The sequence below is a fragment of the Mesorhizobium sp. M0615 genome (assembly GCF_040320805.1).
Classification (GTDB): Bacteria; Pseudomonadota; Alphaproteobacteria; order Rhizobiales; family Rhizobiaceae; genus Mesorhizobium.
Map to the genome: position 1 here is coordinate 129007 of NZ_JAMYQI010000006.1, position 16449 is coordinate 145455.

The window sequence follows — 16449 nt, forward strand, 5'->3', positions numbered from 1 at the left end:
TGGTCTTACCGATTTGCCTCGTCAAAGCGACCGCTTGCAGCTAGGGAGCCGCATGGCCCAGTCGCTCGTCCGCACCTTCACTATCAGGAACGCGCTTCTGGCCGGCATCCTCTTGATGCTGGCCGGCGACTTCATGTTCGCGCTGAACGACGCGATGGGCAAATGGCTGGTCGCCAGCTTCTCTGTCGGCCAGGTGGTGCTGATCCGATCCATCGGCGCCTTCATCGTGCTCGGCCCGATGATCGCCAACCAGGGCGCCCGCAGACTGTTCCGGATGGAGCGGCCGGTCCTCCAGATTCTGCGCGTGCTGGCGACCACGGCGGACACGGCGCTGTTCTATGCCGCCGTCGTCTATCTTCCGCTTGCCGACGTGATGAGCTTCTACATGGCCGGGCCGATCTATGTAGCGGCGCTGTCGCATTTCCTGCTCGGCGAAAAGGTCGGCTGGCGCCGCTGGGCCGCCATCATGGTCGGCTTCTGCGGCGTGCTGATCATCTTGAAGCCGTCTTCGGCGGCGTTCTCGCAGTCCTCGCTGTTCGCACTGGTCGGCAGCATTGCCTTCGCCTTCGCCATCATCCTCAGCCGCCGCCTGCGCGGCACCAGCGACACAACGCTGGTCACCTGGCAGACTATCGGCACGCTGCTCGTCGGCGGCGTGATGACCATAGGCGCCTGGCAGACGCCCTCGGCACTCGATTTCGGCGCCATGCTCCTGCTCGGCATCGTCTCCTGCAGCGCGCATCTGATGATTACCAGGGCGCTGAAACTGGCCCCTGCCTCGACGCTGGCGCCGCTGCACTACAGCCTGCTTCTATGGGCGGTGATCTTCGGCCTGGCCTTCTTCGGCGACCTGCCGGGACCGCGCATCCTGATCGGCTCGGCCATCGTCGTGCTCGCCGGCCTGTTCATCTTCCACCGCCAGAAGGTGGTCGAAACAGTCGTGCCGCCGGAGAACGTGCCGAAAGGCGTGAATTGACCTAACCTTGGCGCACCGCCGCCAGATGCCGTGAAAACTCAGGCGTTTCCATCAGCGCCTTGCAACGGGCGAAGCGGCCGTCGGCATAGGCGCGGAAATCCTCGACCGGGTTGTTGTTGGCAAGCTGGATAAGGCCCCAGAGCGTCCACAACAGGTCGCACATCGCCTTGTAGGTGACGACGCGGCCGCGCTCGGCCGGTTTTGCCTCGCCGCCGAAATAGGCGCGCATCATCTCTTCCTCCTGCGCGGTGTCGAACCGGCCTTCGACCGAGAGGTCGCCGAGGTCCCAGAGCGGGTCGTTCATCCCCGAATATTCCCAGTCGACGATCCACATCCGCTCGCCCGTATCGAGAAAATTCTCGCACAGTGGATCGCAATGGCAGGCGGCAATCGGCAGTCTATGCGCGGCAAGGGACGCACGCACGGTGTCGGATTCGCGCACCACGTCATGGTAGCCCGGCGGCAAGGCGACTTCCTTGGTCGATAAGACCTTGAGATAGTCGTCGATCATCGCAAACAGCTCGAAGCGGAACGGAAATACCGCACCGGACGTGTGCAGCTTGCGGAAGGCTTCGCCGGCGCGGGCCGGGCTGCCGGCGCGCAGCTTGAACTTTTCCGGCGACATCGTCACGGCGCCGGCAACGAAGCGGCTCGCCAGCACGCCTGTCGCGGGGTCGACATGCAGCACTTCGGGGCTGACGCCCGCTTTGGCCGCCTCACGCGCCGCCACCGCTTCATTGGCGCGGTTGATATACTCCTCGGTGCCTTTGCCGGGGATACGCAGGCAGATATCGCCGGCCCGAAAGACGAGATTGGTCATCCCGCCCAGCCGCTCAAGCGGTCCGTCATAGCCCGCAAATGCCGGAATTGCCGCAAGTGTTGCGCGTGCCTCGTCCGTCCCCATGCCTGTTGCCCTTGGCCGTGTATTTCTTGCGACAACGGTTCCACAGTTTTCGCCGTTTGGCTATCATCCGATCGAGGGTGAGCAGCGAGCTGGCGGAGAAACAGCCATGGCGGGCAACAAGGATCATGGCGGGCTTGGCGCCGCCTATGCGGCGCAACGGCCCGAGGACGTCGCCGCGATCTATGACAGTTGGTCGGAAACCTACGATGCCGACATGTCGGCCGCCGGCTACCGCCATCCGACGATCTGCCTGGCCCTGCTGGCCCGCCATCTGCCGCGCGGCGCCGCACCGCTTCTCGACGCCGGCGCCGGCACCGGGCTGATCGGCGAGTGGCTGGCCATCACCGGCTATCCCCAGGTCGAAGCGCTCGATATTTCGCAAGGCATGCTGTCTAAAGCGGCGGCAAAGGGCGTCTATTCGGCGCTGCATTGCCTGGCGCTCGGCGGGCCACTGCCCTTTGCCGACAATGCCTATGCCGGCATCGTCTCGGCCGGCGTTTTCACCTCCGGCCATGTCGGCGCCGAGGGGCTGGACGAACTGATCCGCGTCTGCCGTCCCGGTGGCGTCATCGTGCTGACCATCAAGAACACGCTGTGGAACGCCGGCTTCGCCGAACGCATCGCTGTACTCGAAGCTGAGGGCAGGGTTGTCCGCGCCGAGGAGACTGCGCCTTATGTTTCGATGCCGGGCGAGGCTGACACCGTGCCCAGCCGCGGCCTTGTGCTCCGTGTGAGCTAATCCAGGTTTCGTCTACGCCTTGATCCTGCTCATTGTAGGATCATACATCGGTTCGAGATGGATTTTGGCCGGCGTCCGCTCCATGGCGACCACCAGCTCATAGTCGCCAAAGCCGAGGAAATCGTCGCCGACGCCATCGGCATTGCGGACATAACCGTAACCGATGTTCTTGGCCAGCGTGTAGCCATAGCCGCCGCTGGTGAGATAGCCGACCGGTTCGCCATTGCGCAAAATCGTCTCGCGCCCGACCAGCACGATATCGGAATCGTCGACCGTGAAGCCGGCAAAGCGTTTCTTCAGATCGGCGCCGCTGATCTTTTCGAGCGCCCGCCGGCCGACGAAATCGGTGTTCTTCCTCAGCTTCACCGCCCAGCCGAGGCCGGCCTCCTGAGGCGCGTCGTTGGGGGTGATGTCGGAGCCCCAGGCGCGGTAGCCTTTCTCCAGCCGAAGTGATTCCAGCGCCCGATAGCCTATCGGCCGGATGCCGTGCGGCTTGCCGGCGGCCATCAATGCGTCGAAGATTTCGCCGGTGGCGGCGATCGGCACATGCAATTCCCAGCCGAGCTCGCCGACATAGGTGACGCGCAGCGCCCGAACCGTATGACCGGCAATGGCGATCTCGCTGACATGGCCGAACGGGAAGGCGGCATTCGAGACATCCGCGTCGGTGACGGCCGAAAGCACATCGCGGGCGCGCGGCCCCATCAGCGACAGCGTGCCGAAATCCTCGGTGACATCTTTCAACGTCACGTCGAGGCCCTTGCCGACATGGTCGCCGATCCAGGAGAGATCATGCGAGCGGAAGCCGGTGCCGGTGACGATGTAGAATTTCTCCTCGGCGAGCCTGCCCACAGTCAGGTCGGCCTCGATGCCGCCGCGCGTGTTGAGCAGCTGCGTGTACGTCAGCCGTCCCACCGGCTTGGCGACATCGTTGGCGCAGATCCAGTCCAGCGCCTTGGCCGCATCCGAACCCGTCATTTCGTATTTGGCGAAGGACGACTGGTCGAAGATGCCGACTTTCTCGCGCACATGGCGATGCTCCTCGCCGACCGGGCCAAACCAGTTCTGCCGGCCCATGGAATAAATGTCTTCGGATGTGGCGCCCTGCGGCGCGAACCAGTTCGGCCGTTCCCAGCCGAGCTTGGAGCCGAACACCGCGCGGTGCGCTTTCAGCCGCTCGTAGAGCGGCGAGACGATGCGCGGCCGGCCCGACAAATACTCCTCATGCGGAAAGCCGATCGTGTAATGCTTGCCATAGGCCTCCTGCGTGCGGTCGCTGACCCATTGCCGGTCGCGGTGCAGGCCGGAAAAGCGCCTGATGTCGACCACCCAAAGGTCGAGCGGCGCCTCGCCGTCGACAACCCATTGCGCCAGCACCCAGCCGGCGCCGCCGCCGGAGGCGATGCCGAAGGCGTTGAAGCCGGCGCCGACGAACATGTTGGCGCATTCGGGCGCGACACCGAGGATGAAATTGCCGTCCGGCGTAAAACTCTCCGGCCCGTTGATCATCTGCTTGACGCCGACCGTCTCCAGCGCCGGCACGCGCGCGATCGCCTGGCTCATATGCTGTTCGAAATGATCGTAGTCGTCGTCGAACAGGCGGAACTCCCAGTCATCGGGGACATCGCCGCCGGGCAGGCCGGTCGCCCAGGCCTGCGGGTTCGGCTCATAGCCGCCCATCACCAGCCCGCCGACCTCTTCCTTGAAATAGGTGCGGCGGTCGGGATCGCGGATTGTCGGCGCGTCGGTCGCCAGCCCGTCGATCTTCTCGGTGATGATGTACTGGTGCTTGACCGGTTGCAGCGGCACGCAAATGCCGGCCATCGCGCCGACCTGGCGTGCCCATTGCCCGGCGCAGTTCACCACCTTGTCGCAAGCAATGTCGCCCTTGTTGGTCTTCACCGCGGTGATGTGCCCGTCCGTCATGTCAAAGCCGGTAACGCGGACGTCCTCGAACAGCTTGGCGCCATGCATGCGCGCGCCCTTGGCCAGCGACTGCGTGATGTCGGAGGGGCTGGCCTGCCCATCGGTCGGCAGCCAGGAGGCGCCGACGAGGTCGCTGGTCTCCAGCAGCGGCCACATCTTTTTGACCTCCCCCGGCGACAGCAACTGCATGTCCATGCCGAAGCTCCTGGCCGTCGTCGCCAGCCGTTTATATTCGGTCCAGCGGTCGGCATTGGTCGCAAGCCTGAGGCACCCGGTCATCTTCCAGCCGGTAGCGAGCCCGGTCTCAGTCTCCAGTCCCTTGTAGAGCTCGACCGAATATTTGAGCACGCGGGTGATCGAGGCCGACGAGCGCAACTGGCCGACCAGCCCGGCCGCATGCCAGGTCGAGCCCGAGGTCAGCTTGCCCTGTTCCAGCAGCACGACATCGGCCTTGTGGTCGCGCGCCAGGTGGTAGGCCGTCGAACAGCCGATAATGCCGCCGCCGATGACGACGATATCGGCATGCGTGGGCAAGCTCATGACTGTGTCCCGTATTTCGTGCGGTAATTGTCCAGCGCCGCGTCAAGCCGCGTCAGGTTCTCCGCGGTGTAGGCGACGTAGTCGATGCCGGGCGCGTCGAGGTAAAGTTCGGAAACCATGCTCCACATCGCCTCGCGCAGCAGCGAGGCGCATTGCATGGCGGCGTGCGAGCGGCGGATCGCCTCATCCGGCTCGCGCATGAAATACGCCGTGAGGAAAGTGAAGGACTCCGCGTCGCTCATCTCGGCGTTGGAGGCAACGCCGGCAAGATCGAACATCGCGGTGTTGAAACCTGCATATTCGAAATCGATGAGCCACAACCTGTCGCCATCGTCGAGGATATTTGCCGGCAGAAGATCGTTGTGGCCGAATACGATCGGCAGCAGCTTCTGCGCCCGCTCCAGTTCGTCGGCCAGCGCCAGCAGCCTGGGCAGGTCGTCGCGCTTGCGGCTGCCGCCTTCGCTCAGCGTTCGCGCATAGTCGCGGATGACGTGGAAGACCCAGAACATGAAGCCGGCGCCGGAGATGTGATTGGGCATCTCGCGATGGAATCCGCGCATAAGGGCTGCGACGCGACCAATATTGGCGCGCACGTCCTCGGCAACATAGGTTTTCGCGCCGAGAAATTCCGTGACCATGATGCCGGGTTCGGAATGGTGGACCGCCGGCGCGAAGCCAGCGGCGTGCGCCGCGCGGGCCGTCATCACTTCACGGTCGCGAAAGACATGGTGGAACGGATAGTCCTGGCCGAAGCGCACGACATGCCGCCCGGCCGCGTCCTTGACCAGATAGTTGGCGTTGCTGAGGCCGCCCGGCAGCGGCGCAATGTCGATGCTGCCATTCCAGCAAGGCAAGGCCCGGATGCGGTCTTCAGCAGTCACGGGGCCATCCCTGACTTTTGCGGAGCTTTCTTGGGCGCCATGCGCCGCGCAACGAGCGTTGGGAAACGCAAAAAATCTCGTCGGTGCGGGACGCAGGAACTCCTATCCCGCGCCGCACCGACGAGCCCCTCTGGCCAGGTTTTGATACCCGGTCTCCGCCCCCGCGGATTTGAGAAACTTTTGTGCCAGTTCAAACCCAGACGGTCTGGCCAGACGGTCCGGTCCGTGAATTGCGGCTCTGCCATCACCCTCCCGTGGCAGTTCCGAAGCTGTCACGCCGTCAATGTCACGCCAGTGCTACCTAACTGTCAATGAAATGTTGTGACTTTTTTTGGGTGTTTTGCCCGAAACCACGAGCAATTCCTTTAAAAACGGCGGCATTGCCCTAAAACCGGGCAGGCCGCAAATTGAGGAAGCCAGATGATCCATTCGAAACGGCATGGCGAAATCCTCCGCCTCCTCAAGGAAGAGGGCACCGTCACCATTGCCAGCCTCGCCGACCGGCTGGGGGTTTCGCTTGAAACGGTGCGCCGGGATGTCAAGCCACTGACCGGCAATGGCTCGGTGCTCAAGATGCATGGCGCCATCGGCCTGCCGTCGATGGCCGGCGAAGCGCCCTTCGAGCGGCGCATGCGCGACAATGCCGAGGCCAAGCGGCTGATCGCCCGCATGGTCGCTGCCACCATTCGCGACGGTGAATCGGTCATGCTGGACACCGGCACCACGACCTCGTTCCTGGCCCGCGAACTGCTCGGCCACCGGCGGCTGACGGTCGTCACCAACTCGTCCGATATCGCCCGCACGCTGGCCACCGTCAACGGCAACAAGGTCTATATGGCCGGGGGCGAATTGCGCAGCGATTCCGGGGCCGCCTTCGGCGCCTCGGCGATCGATTTCGTCAGCCGCTTCTCGGTCAGCCATGCGGTGATTTCGATCGGCGCCGTCGATGCCGCCGCAGGCCTTGCCGACTACGATCTGGAAGAGGCGGAGTTCGCCCGCATGGTGCTGTCGCGCGGCCAGCGCTCGCTGGTCATCACCGACCACACCAAGTTCGGTCGCCAGGGTCTGGTCCAGGTCTGCGGCTTCGACGGTTTTTCCGAACTCGCCACCGACCAGCCGCCGCCGCGCGACATTGCCTCGGCACTTGCCGAGGCTGGAGCGCGCCTCAGCATCGCTGCGGCCTAGCCAAACACCAGCGACTGGCGCGCCGCGATCCCGGCCCATGCCGCCACCCGATACCACGAAGGCGATGTTGTGCATCATGCGCGCCGCGTCGCCGGCCGCATAAGATGTCGTTCTGGTGAAAAATTGCTTTTTTCAATCATCCCGCTCTTCGCAATGTCCATGCAACTTGGCAGCCGCAAACAGCGCCTCGTCGAAATGCGGGCCGGGCGAATCGCCCGCATCAGCAATGAGGCCACCATGCTGCAAACGATGCCTTGTCTTTCCTGGACGCTTGCGCGCTCCGACCTGGAAGCGGACCCGGCTTGGCCGGACATTCCGCAACTTTCCGCCGGCGACGGTGTATGACGGTGTATAAGGTGTCCAGGATCAAGAACCTCAAAACCTATGACTGGCGCTTCGCATGACTGATCCACTGTCGGCGATCCTGGGCTTCGGCCTGCTTGGTGTCGGCTGTCTCGCCTTCACTGAAAAGATCCTGCCGCTGCCGCCCTCGCATGTGCTGCTGCTGTTCCTCGGCATGACGGCAGCCTCCGATCTCCTGGCGCTGGCGATCCTGCTTCTGGTGACGACGCTGTCCGCCATCACAGGCTGCCTTGTCTGGTATAGTGTGGGCCGTAGGATTGGATTGGATCGTGCCGACAGGCTGGTCGAGCGTTTCGGCAAATATGTCTGCTTGCGCTATGCGACCTACAGCAAGCTTGGTCAGGCCTACCGCCGCCATCATGTCCGGGTCTCCTTGCTGGCGCAGTTCATCCCGACGGTTCGCAACTATCTGCCGATCGCGGCCGGCGCGCTCCGTCTTCCACTCTTGCCCTTCGCGGCGGCGACGCTGCTCGGCGCCACGCTATGGAACACCGGCTTCCTCGTCACCGGCTACCTTATGCGCGGCAGCGGCCGGGATTCCTATGCCATCGGCTTTCGCATCATCGTCATCGTCCTGGCGCTGGAGACGGCGTTCATGCTCGCGCTTCGCTACGGTCCTGCCTGCCGGCGGCGCCTCGGGTTCGGCTGACCAGGAGGCGCCTCAAGCCGTATGGGTATAAGCTCCGCCTTCGGCTTTCCTTCCCCGGCGCGCCGGTGTTTAGTCCGGCCATGGCTTTCACCATCCGCCAGCTGCAGTTCTTCATTGCCGTCGCCGAGCAAGGCACGGTGTCGGGCGCCGCACAAAACCTCTCCATCTCGCAATCCTCGGTCACCGAGGCGATCAAGGAGCTGGAGAGCGATCTCGGCGTCGAATTGTTCGAGCGCCATCCGCGTGGCCTCAACATTACCCACAAAGGCCACCAGTTCCTGCGCCATGCGACCAAGATCCTGGCCGACGTCTCCGACGCGCGCCGCGCTTTTTCCGACGACCAGGTGGTGGCCGGCGGGCGGCTGCAGCTCGGCGTCACCTCGCTGGTCGCGGGCTATGTGCTGTCCGATCTGCTGGCGCGCTACCGCCGCGCCTATCCCGGCGTCGATGTCTCGGCCATCGAGGACAATGGCGACTATCTCGAACATCTGCTGATCGGCGGCAAGCTCGACATTGCCGTCATGGTCACCTCCAATTTGCGCGACCGCACCGCTCTGCAGTCGGAAATCCTCGAGGTCTCGGCCTACCGGCTGTGGGTCCCGCTCGGCCACAAGCTGGCCAGCGCCGACATTATCGGCATAGGCGACATTGCCGGCGAGCCGCTGATCATGCTGACCGTCGACGAGATCGAGGAGAACACCGGCAAGCTTCTGGCGGCGATCGGCGCCAGGCCGCATGTCGCCTTTCGCACCCGCTCGGTCGAAGCCGTTCGCAGCCTCGTCGCCACAGGTGCGGGCGTGGCGTTGCTGCCCGACCTAGTCTACCGGCCGTGGTCGCTGGAAGGCGACCGCATCGAATCGCGCGACATTTCGGGTTCCCTGCCGGTCGTCCAGGTCGGCATGGTCTGGCGCCGCGGCTCCGGTCTGCCGCAGGCGTCGCGCGACTTCATCGGCCTTGCCCAGTCGCAGCGTATGGTACGCCAGCAGCGTTGATAGGGTGCGTGGTTATCTATCGGAAAAACCGATATCGCGTTTCTGATAAATGAATTTGCGAAACCGGAATTTTCCGAGCACTTTTCATGTCAGGGACGAAAGCCGCCATCAGAGCGGCAACGTGCCATCGGATGAACTGACGCTTTTCAGCCTGCGGCTGACCGCGGCGGCGACTCGCTTCGCAGTCAGGCGCCAAAATGGGAGATTGACGATGAATTCATTCCTGAAGACGTGCACCGCCTTGACGGTCGCGCTGACCTTTTCCGGTCAGGCCGTCGCCCAGGTCAAGGAACTTGGCAAGGGCGAAGGGGAGGTCAGCATCGTTGCCTGGCCGGGGTACATCGAGCGCGGCGAAACCGACAAGGGCTATGACTGGGTGACCTCCTTCGAGAAGGAGAGCGGCTGCAAGGTCAACGTCAAGACCGCGAACACCTCCGACGAGATGGTCTCGCTGATGAATGAGGGTGGGTTCGATCTAGTCACCGCTTCGGGTGACGCATCGCTGCGCCTCGTTGCCGGCAAGCGCGTGCAGCCGATCAACACCGATCTCATCCCGAGCTGGAAGGCGGTAGACGACCGTCTGAAGGATGCGCCCTGGTTCACCGTCGACAAGGTGCATTACGGCGTTCCCTATCAGTGGGGCCCGAACATCCTGATGTACAACACCGATGTCTTCAAGGAAGCGCCCAAGAGCTGGAACGTCGTCTTCGAGGAAATGAACCTGCCGGACGGCAAGTCCAACAAGGGCCGCGTCCAGGCCTATGACGGCCCGATCCACATCGCCGACGCCGCCAACTATTTGATGTTCCACAAGCCGGAACTCGGCATTAAGGACCCGTACGAATTGAACGAAGACCAGTACAAGGCAGCGCTCGAGCTGCTGCGTGTTCAGCGGACGCTGGTCGGCCGCTACTGGCATGACGCCGCCATCCAGGTCGACGATTTCCAGAACGAAGGCGTCGTCGCTTCCGGTTCGTGGCCTTACCAGGTCAACACGCTGGTTGCCGCCAAGAAGCCGGTCGCCTCGACCGTGCCGGAAGAAGGCGTCACCGGCTGGGCCGACACCACCATGATGGAGGCCGACGCCGCGCATCCCAACTGCGCCTATATGTGGCTTGAGCATTCGCTGTCGCCCAAGGTCCAGGGCGATGTCTCGGCCTGGTTCGGCTCGCTCCCCGTGGTGCCCGCTGCCTGCAAGGGCAACGAGCTGCTCGGCGAGGAAGGCTGCAAGACCAACGGCTACGAGAACTTCGACAAGATCAAGTTCTGGAAGACCCCGGTCTCCAAGTGCGCAACCCAGAACGACCAGTGCGTGCCTTACTACCGCTGGGTGTCCGACTATATCGGCGTCATCGGCGGGCGTTGAGCTCCCTTTAACCCACCCCCTTGTGGGGAGGGTCGACGCGCAGCGTCGGGGTGGGGGCAGCGCTGACGTCCGGTGCTAGTCACCCCCACCCGCGGCTTCGCCGCGACCTCCCCATCGAGGGGGAGGTGAAGTGCCGTGCCCGCTGGCCTGATTGGTGGCGGCAAGAGCTATTTCGACGAACCACAAACCGGCAACAGATCAGGACAGCCCATGACCTCGGCCGTTTCCTTCCAGAAAGTCTCTCGCCATTTCGGCAGCGTGCGCGCCGTCGATGCGGTCGATCTCGACATCGTGCCGGGCGAGTTCTTCGCCATGCTTGGTCCGTCGGGGTCCGGCAAGACTACCTGCCTGCGCCTCATCGCCGGCTTCGAGCAGCCGACATCGGGCTCGATCTCGATCTTCGGCGACCGCGCCGAGGGCGTGCCGCCCTATCGCCGCAACGTCAACACGGTGTTCCAGGACTACGCGCTGTTCCCGCATTTGAACGTGCTGGACAATGTCGCCTACGGGCTGATGGTCAAGGGCATCGCCAAGCCGCAGCGGCAGAAGGCGGCGGAAGAGGCATTGTCACTGGTGCGGCTTCCCGGCTATGGCGCCCGCCGTCCCGGCCAGCTCTCCGGCGGCCAACGCCAGCGCGTCGCGCTGGCCCGTGCGCTGGTCAACCAGCCCAAGGTGCTTTTGCTCGACGAGCCGCTCGGCGCGCTCGACCTCAAGCTGCGCGAGAACATGCAGGAAGAGCTGAAGTCGCTGCAGAAGGCGCTCGGCATCACCTTCGTCTTCGTCACCCATGATCAGGGCGAAGCGCTGTCGATGGCCGACCGCGTTGCCGTCTTCAATGACGGCAAGATCATGCAGATCGGCACGCCGGAAGACATCTACCAGCGGCCCAGGACACGCTTCGTCGCCGATTTCGTCGGCTCCTCCAATGTGTTGCCGCCGGATTTCGTCCAGCGTTATTCCGGCCAGGACCGCTGGGGCAGCTTGCGCCCCGAATCGATCCGCATCGGCAGCATTGCGAAAGGCGAAGGGGTTGCCGCGCGCCTGGTCGGAACCAACTATCTCGGCGCCACGACCAGGCTGGCGCTCGACGCCGACGGCTTGAGGCTGCACGCCATCGTGCCGGCCGGGACAAAGCTGCCGGCGGAAGGCGAAGCGGTGGTGCTGACGTTCAACCGCGAGCATTTGCATTTGATGGACGAGCCGGCATGATTGAGGTTTGCGCCAAGCACCCCCCTCTGTCCTGCCGGACATCTCCCCCTCAAGCGGGGAGATTGGCTGTTCCTCCCGGTTTCGCCAATCTTCAACGTTGGGGATTTGGCGAGGCAGCGAAACTGCTGATCTCCCCCCTTGAGGGGGAGATGTCCGGCAGGACAGAGGGGGGTGTGAAGGAACCCGGCTTCTCAGGGTTCCTTCAGCACGCGGTCTCCCCATGACCATCGCCGCGCTCAACTCAACCTCCGCCCCCGCCATCCTGCCCGGCAGCGGCGGCGTGCGCGGTGCGCTGTCCGACCTGTTCTGGCGCAAGCCGCAACTGCTGCTGTTCCTCATGTTGGCGCCGCCGGTGCTGTGGCTCGGCGTCGTCTATATCGGTTCGCTGTTCGCGCTCTTGGCACAGAGTTTCTTCTCGATCGACGAATTTTCCGGCCTCATCAACCATGAGTTCACGCTGAAGACCTATGGCGACCTGTTCCAGCCCGCCAATCTCGACATCATCCTGCGCACGGTGACGATGGCGGTGCTGGTCACGCTGGCCTCCGCCGCCATCGCCTTCCCGATCGCCTATTATGCGGCGCGCTATGCCCGGGGCCGCTGGAAGGCGCTGTTTTATCTCGGAATCATGCTGCCGCTGTGGTCGAGTTATCTGGTGAAAATCTACGCCTGGAAGTTGATCCTCGCCAAGGAAGGCATTCTGACCTGGCTGCTGGCCAAATTGCATCTGCTCTGGGTGCTCGACGGCTGGCTGTCGCTGCCGGTCGTCGGCGGCAACTCGCTGTCGGTCTCCGCCACCGGCACCTTCATCGCCTTCGTCTATGTCTGGCTGCCGTTCATGATCCTGCCGGTGCAGGCGGCATTGGAGCGCGTGCCCGGCAATCTGGTCGAGGCGTCCTCCGATCTCGGCGCATCGCCGGGCCAGACCTTCCGCAACGTGCTGTTCCCGCTGGCGCTGCCCGGCATCGTCGCCGGCTCGATCTTCACCTTCTCGCTGACGCTGGGCGACTACATCATCCCGCAGATCATCGGCACGTCGCGGCTGTTTATCGGCCAGGCCGTCTATTCGCAGCAGGGCACCGCCGGCAACATCCCGCTCGCCGCCGCCTTCACCGTCGTGCCCATCGTCATCATGGGTTTCTATCTCTGGGGCGCCAAGCGCATGGGGGCCTTCGATGCGCTCTGACGGTTCGCAATCCGCCCCGCTCGGCCTCAAGATCGCAGCCGCTTGCGGCCTGCTCTTCCTGCACCTGCCGATCCTGCTGATCTTCGTCTATGCCTTCACCACGGAAGAGAAGAGCTTCGTCTGGCCGCCGCCGGGGCTGACCACACAATGGTTCGCCGTCACCTGGAACCGGCCGGATGTCTGGCAGGCGCTGTCGCTTTCGGTCCGCGTCGCCGCAATCTCGACCGCGATTGCCTTGATACTGGGCACGCTGTGCGCCGCCGCCGTGTCACGGACGAAATTCTTCGGCCGCGAGACGATCTCGCTGCTCGTCATCCTGCCGATCGCGCTGCCCGGCATCATCACCGGCATCGCGTTGCGCTCGGCCTTCTCGCTAGCCGACATCCCGTTCTCGTTCTGGACGATCGTGCTCGGCCACGCCACCTTCTGCGTTGTCGTCGTCTACAACAATGCGGTCGCCCGTTTCCGCCGCACTTCCGGCTCAATGATCGAGGCCTCGATGGATCTCGGCGCCGACGGCTTCCAGACCTTCCGGCACGTCGTGCTGCCCAACATCGCCACCGCTCTGCTTGCCGGGGGGATGCTCGCCTTCGCGCTGTCCTTCGACGAGGTCATCGTCACCACCTTCACCGCCGGCCAGCAGCAGACCGTGCCGATCTGGATGCTGGAAGAGCTGATCCGCCCACGCCAGCGTCCGGTCACCAATGTCGTCGCCATGGTCGTGGTGCTGGTGACGCTGCTGCCCATCCTTGCCGCCTATTACCTGACCCGCGACGGCGACCAGATCGCCGGTTCGGGCAAATGAAGAACAGCGAATAGGGAGTAGCGAATAGCGAATAGGGGAGATTGCACGACCAGCCCTATTCGCTACTCGCTATTCGCTACTCGCTCCTGACCGAGGAGAACCTGCATGGACACCCAGATGCTGATCGGCTCGAGCTTCGAGAACGGCACCGAGACCGAGGAGCCGATTCTGAATCCAAAGACCGGGGCGACCATTCTCAACCTGCCTGAAGCCAGCCAGGCGCAGATCGAGGCGGCTGTTACTGCCGCCGAGCGAGCGTTCGTCTTGTGGTCACGCACAACGCCGGCGCAGCGCTCCGGCTATCTCCTCAAGATCGCCGACCGCATCGAGGCCAACGCGCGGGAGTTCGCGGCGCTCGAGGCGCTGAATTGCGGCAAGCCGATCAACGCCGTGCTCAATGACGAAATCCCGGCGATCGTCGACTGCTATCGCTTCTTTGCCGGCGCGGTACGTTCGATGCCGGGCGTGGTCGCCGGCGAATATCTGCCCGGCCACACCTCGATGGTGCGGCGCGACCCGATCGGCATCGTCGCTTCCATCGCGCCGTGGAACTATCCACTGATGATGATGGCCTGGAAGCTGGCGCCGGCCATTGCCGGCGGCAACACCGTCGTCTTCAAGCCGTCGGAGCAGACGCCGCTGACGGCGCTGAAGCTGGCCAGGATCCTGGCCGAGGTGCTGCCCGAGGGCGTCGTCAATGTCGTGCTCGGCCGCGGCGACAGCGTCGGCAACACGCTGATCAATCACGCCAAGGTCAACATGATTTCGATCACCGGCGACGTCGCCACGGGCAAGAAGGTGCTGCAGGCCGCCGCCAAGTCGGTCAAGCGCACGCATCTGGAACTCGGCGGCAAGGCGCCGGTCATCGTTTTCGACGACGCCGACCTCGGCGCCGTGGTCAACGGCCTGCGCGGTTTCGGCTACTACAATGCCGGGCAGGATTGTACAGCCGCTTGCCGCATCTATGCCGGCAAGAAGATCTACGACAAGCTCGTCGCCGATCTCTCATCTGCCGTCTCGACCATCAAATACAACCAGCCCGACGACACCGAAAATGACATCGGGCCGCTGATCTCGCGCCGCCAGCGCGATCGCGTCTCGAGCTTCGTCGAGCGCGCTTCGGAACTGAAGCACATCGAGATCACCACCGGCGGCAAGCCGGGCGAAGGCTCCGGCTTCTATTACCAGCCGACGGTGGTTGCCGGCGCGCTGCAGGAAGACGAGATCGTGCGCCGCGAAGTGTTCGGTCCGGTCGTCTCCATCACCCGCTTCTCCGAAGTCGATGAAGCCGTGAACTGGGCCAATGACAGCGACTACGGCCTGGCATCCTCGGTGTGGACCAAGAACGTCTCGCGCGCCATGGCGACGGCCGCCCGTCTGCAATATGGCTGCACCTGGATCAACACCCATTTCATGCTGACCAACGAGATGCCGCATGGCGGGCTGAAGCAGTCTGGCTACGGCAAGGACATGTCTCTCTATGCGCTGGAGGATTATACCGCCGTTCGTCATGTGATGGTGGCGCATGGGTAGAGGCCGCCACTATCTCTAAAATATTCGCCAACCCGTTTTCTGTACATTAAGCGAGAGTTACTTTTGCGGTACGGCGGGAGTTCACGATTTACTGAATATTCAACCTGAACGAGCAGCCTCTTGCCGGGAAACCGCGCGGCGAGGGGTTTGCGCATGAACACGACCAAGATCAAGCTGGTACTCATTGGCGGCTTCTGTCTGCTGATCGCTGTGTTCGGCGGCAAGGACATGATCAAGAAGAGCGGCTGGCCCGAGGCGCCTGCTGAAATCCTCGCGGTCAATGTCGAATGCGACATGGAATCGACCGCCCACAAGATTGTCTACAAGACCGTCAGCACCGCCACGATCCCGTGCGAACTGGTGGATGCGTTCAAGACGGTTCATGCTGACAAAGAGTGGAAGGTGACCCAGAAATTCACCGACACCTTGCGCGTCGGCACCGGCGCCGACGCCGTCGAGGCCACGATGGAGCTGAACAAGAACGGTGCCCGCGAACCGCAGGTCGGCGACAAGCTCACCGTCGTCCAGAACCCCGCCAACCCCACCCAGATCGAACGCACCGGCATGACCGGCACGCGTTTGACGATCGTCATTGGGGCTGGACTGCTCGGCGCGTTGCTTCTCTATCTTGCTTTCAAACCCCGCCGGCGGATGTCGACCTCCGCCGTGGCGGGCAACCCTGCCGGAGATGCCGGCGCGGACCAGCGCGCGCGCCAGGCCGACGCCTTGATAGCGGCGGCCCTGGCCAAGCAGGCCACATTGCCCAATCAGCCGGCACGTGTCGCGGCTGCCGGATCGGTCAGGGAAGGGCGGTTTTCCGGGCAGCGGACGAGTTTCGGCCGCCGCAACTGATGGCCGAAAACTGCTGCACCTGCCACGGCTACTCCACGATGCGGTAGATGTTCCAAAGGCTGGTGCCTGAAACGACGTAGGGCTCCATCTCCTTGCCCCATTTGGCGTGCGCGTCGATCTTGCCGATCCTCGCGAAGAATCCCTCCAGCTGGGCAAGGCTTTCGACCTGATGATGCGATTCGACCGTCGCTTCCCGAGCTCCGACCGAACCGGTCATGATCTGGAACTCGAGATCGGCAATGCCGACCTGAGAGCCGATCTCGCGTTCCCATTTCTTCAACAGGTCGAGCACGGTCTGCTTGTGCCCGAACTTGGCGTCGATCTGCCATCTGGCGCTGAACAT

Annotated in this window: 16 protein-coding genes; 12 read left to right on the top strand and 4 right to left on the bottom strand. The window is 63.6% G+C overall.

Annotated features, from left to right (window positions below):
• The first annotated feature begins 52 nt into the window (after positions 1–52).
• On the top strand, positions 53–976 hold the full coding sequence (locus tag NKI46_RS12130) for a DMT family transporter (protein ID WP_023692641.1): 924 nt from the start codon (positions 53–55) through the stop codon (positions 974–976).
• Between the two features lies 1 nt (position 977).
• On the opposite strand, the gene NKI46_RS12135 is transcribed toward NKI46_RS12130, so the two are convergent.
• Positions 978–1880, bottom strand: a complete 903-nt coding sequence (locus NKI46_RS12135) for a phosphotransferase family protein (protein WP_023685107.1) — start codon at positions 1878–1880, stop codon at positions 978–980.
• Between the two features lie 106 nt (positions 1881–1986).
• Here NKI46_RS12135 and NKI46_RS12140 point away from each other — a divergent pair, with 106 nt between their 5' ends.
• The gene (locus tag NKI46_RS12140) at positions 1987–2619 is read left to right on the top strand and encodes a class I SAM-dependent DNA methyltransferase (RefSeq protein WP_031204315.1); all 633 of its coding nucleotides are present in this window, start codon (positions 1987–1989) and stop codon (positions 2617–2619) included.
• A 12-nt stretch (positions 2620–2631) separates the two neighbouring features.
• Here NKI46_RS12140 and NKI46_RS12145 read toward each other — a convergent pair whose 3' ends face one another.
• On the bottom strand, positions 2632–5085 hold the full coding sequence (locus NKI46_RS12145) for a GcvT family protein (protein ID WP_352746375.1): 2454 nt from the start codon (positions 5083–5085) through the stop codon (positions 2632–2634).
• On the bottom strand, positions 5082–5966 hold the full coding sequence (locus tag NKI46_RS12150; protein ID WP_031204313.1) for a phosphotransferase family protein: 885 nt from the start codon (positions 5964–5966) through the stop codon (positions 5082–5084). The genes NKI46_RS12145 and NKI46_RS12150 overlap by 4 nt, the downstream gene beginning before the upstream one ends.
• Before the next feature lie 420 nt (positions 5967–6386).
• On the opposite strand from NKI46_RS12150, the gene NKI46_RS12155 reads away from it, so the two are divergent.
• The 10 genes from NKI46_RS12155 (at position 6387) to NKI46_RS12200 (ending at position 16106) form a co-directional block, all read left to right on the top strand.
• Positions 6387–7151: a DeoR/GlpR family DNA-binding transcription regulator gene (locus NKI46_RS12155; RefSeq protein ID WP_023685103.1), complete on the top strand. Its 765-nt coding sequence runs from the start codon at positions 6387–6389 to the stop codon at positions 7149–7151.
• A 69-nt stretch (positions 7152–7220) separates the two neighbouring features.
• On the top strand, positions 7221–7496 hold the full coding sequence (locus NKI46_RS12160) for a hypothetical protein (RefSeq protein WP_155923951.1): 276 nt from the start codon (positions 7221–7223) through the stop codon (positions 7494–7496).
• A 55-nt stretch (positions 7497–7551) separates the two neighbouring features.
• On the top strand, positions 7552–8163 hold the full coding sequence (locus NKI46_RS12165; protein WP_023692634.1) for a DedA family protein: 612 nt from the start codon (positions 7552–7554) through the stop codon (positions 8161–8163).
• An 80-nt stretch (positions 8164–8243) separates the two neighbouring features.
• Entirely contained in the window at positions 8244–9155 is a 912-nt protein-coding gene (locus NKI46_RS12170) for a LysR family transcriptional regulator (RefSeq protein ID WP_023673412.1), read from the top strand.
• Between the two features lie 211 nt (positions 9156–9366).
• Positions 9367–10521 (top strand): ABC transporter substrate-binding protein, encoded by a 1155-nt coding sequence (locus tag NKI46_RS12175; RefSeq protein ID WP_023692632.1) that lies wholly within the window; start codon positions 9367–9369, stop codon positions 10519–10521.
• Between the two features lie 210 nt (positions 10522–10731).
• Positions 10732–11730 carry an ABC transporter ATP-binding protein gene (locus tag NKI46_RS12180; protein ID WP_023692631.1) on the top strand — a complete coding sequence of 333 codons (999 nt, stop codon included), beginning with the start codon at positions 10732–10734 and terminating at the stop codon, positions 11728–11730.
• 220 nt (positions 11731–11950) lie between these two features.
• Positions 11951–12916 carry an ABC transporter permease gene (locus NKI46_RS12185; RefSeq protein WP_023692630.1) on the top strand — a complete coding sequence of 322 codons (966 nt, stop codon included), beginning with the start codon at positions 11951–11953 and terminating at the stop codon, positions 12914–12916.
• On the top strand, positions 12906–13721 hold the full coding sequence (locus NKI46_RS12190; RefSeq protein WP_023673416.1) for an ABC transporter permease: 816 nt from the start codon (positions 12906–12908) through the stop codon (positions 13719–13721). Before NKI46_RS12185 ends, NKI46_RS12190 begins: the two co-directional genes overlap by 11 nt.
• A gap of 105 nt (positions 13722–13826) precedes the next feature.
• Complete coding sequence (locus tag NKI46_RS12195) at positions 13827–15254, top strand: gamma-aminobutyraldehyde dehydrogenase (protein ID WP_352746380.1); 1428 nt, start codon at positions 13827–13829, stop codon at positions 15252–15254.
• A 153-nt stretch (positions 15255–15407) separates the two neighbouring features.
• Positions 15408–16106, top strand: a complete 699-nt coding sequence (locus NKI46_RS12200) for a hypothetical protein (RefSeq protein ID WP_352746382.1) — start codon at positions 15408–15410, stop codon at positions 16104–16106.
• 28 nt (positions 16107–16134) lie between these two features.
• Here the strand turns inward: NKI46_RS12200 and NKI46_RS12205 are convergent, their stop codons facing one another.
• Positions 16135–16449, bottom strand: coding sequence for a hypothetical protein (locus tag NKI46_RS12205; protein ID WP_023738143.1), 315 nt, complete (start codon positions 16447–16449; stop codon positions 16135–16137).

Bases quoted from the DNA above. Each gene is read 5' to 3' on its own strand.
- NKI46_RS12130 (WP_023692641.1), top strand. From the start codon at position 53: ATGGCCCAGTCGCTCGTCCGCACCTTCACTATCAGGAACGCGCTTCTG.
- NKI46_RS12135 (WP_023685107.1), bottom strand. From the start codon at position 1,880: ATGGGGACGGACGAGGCACGCGCAACACTTGCGGCAATTCCGGCATTT.
- NKI46_RS12140 (WP_031204315.1), top strand. From the start codon at position 1,987: ATGGCGGGCAACAAGGATCATGGCGGGCTTGGCGCCGCCTATGCGGCG.
- NKI46_RS12145 (WP_352746375.1), bottom strand. From the start codon at position 5,085: ATGAGCTTGCCCACGCATGCCGATATCGTCGTCATCGGCGGCGGCATT.
- NKI46_RS12155 (WP_023685103.1), top strand. From the start codon at position 6,387: ATGATCCATTCGAAACGGCATGGCGAAATCCTCCGCCTCCTCAAGGAA.
- NKI46_RS12165 (WP_023692634.1), top strand. From the start codon at position 7,552: ATGACTGATCCACTGTCGGCGATCCTGGGCTTCGGCCTGCTTGGTGTC.
- NKI46_RS12170 (WP_023673412.1), top strand. From the start codon at position 8,244: ATGGCTTTCACCATCCGCCAGCTGCAGTTCTTCATTGCCGTCGCCGAG.
- NKI46_RS12175 (WP_023692632.1), top strand. From the start codon at position 9,367: ATGAATTCATTCCTGAAGACGTGCACCGCCTTGACGGTCGCGCTGACC.
- NKI46_RS12180 (WP_023692631.1), top strand. From the start codon at position 10,732: ATGACCTCGGCCGTTTCCTTCCAGAAAGTCTCTCGCCATTTCGGCAGC.
- NKI46_RS12185 (WP_023692630.1), top strand. From the start codon at position 11,951: ATGACCATCGCCGCGCTCAACTCAACCTCCGCCCCCGCCATCCTGCCC.
- NKI46_RS12190 (WP_023673416.1), top strand. From the start codon at position 12,906: ATGCGCTCTGACGGTTCGCAATCCGCCCCGCTCGGCCTCAAGATCGCA.
- NKI46_RS12195 (WP_352746380.1), top strand. From the start codon at position 13,827: ATGGACACCCAGATGCTGATCGGCTCGAGCTTCGAGAACGGCACCGAG.
- NKI46_RS12200 (WP_352746382.1), top strand. From the start codon at position 15,408: ATGAACACGACCAAGATCAAGCTGGTACTCATTGGCGGCTTCTGTCTG.
- NKI46_RS12205 (WP_023738143.1), bottom strand. From the start codon at position 16,449: ATGTTCAGCGCCAGATGGCAGATCGACGCCAAGTTCGGGCACAAGCAG.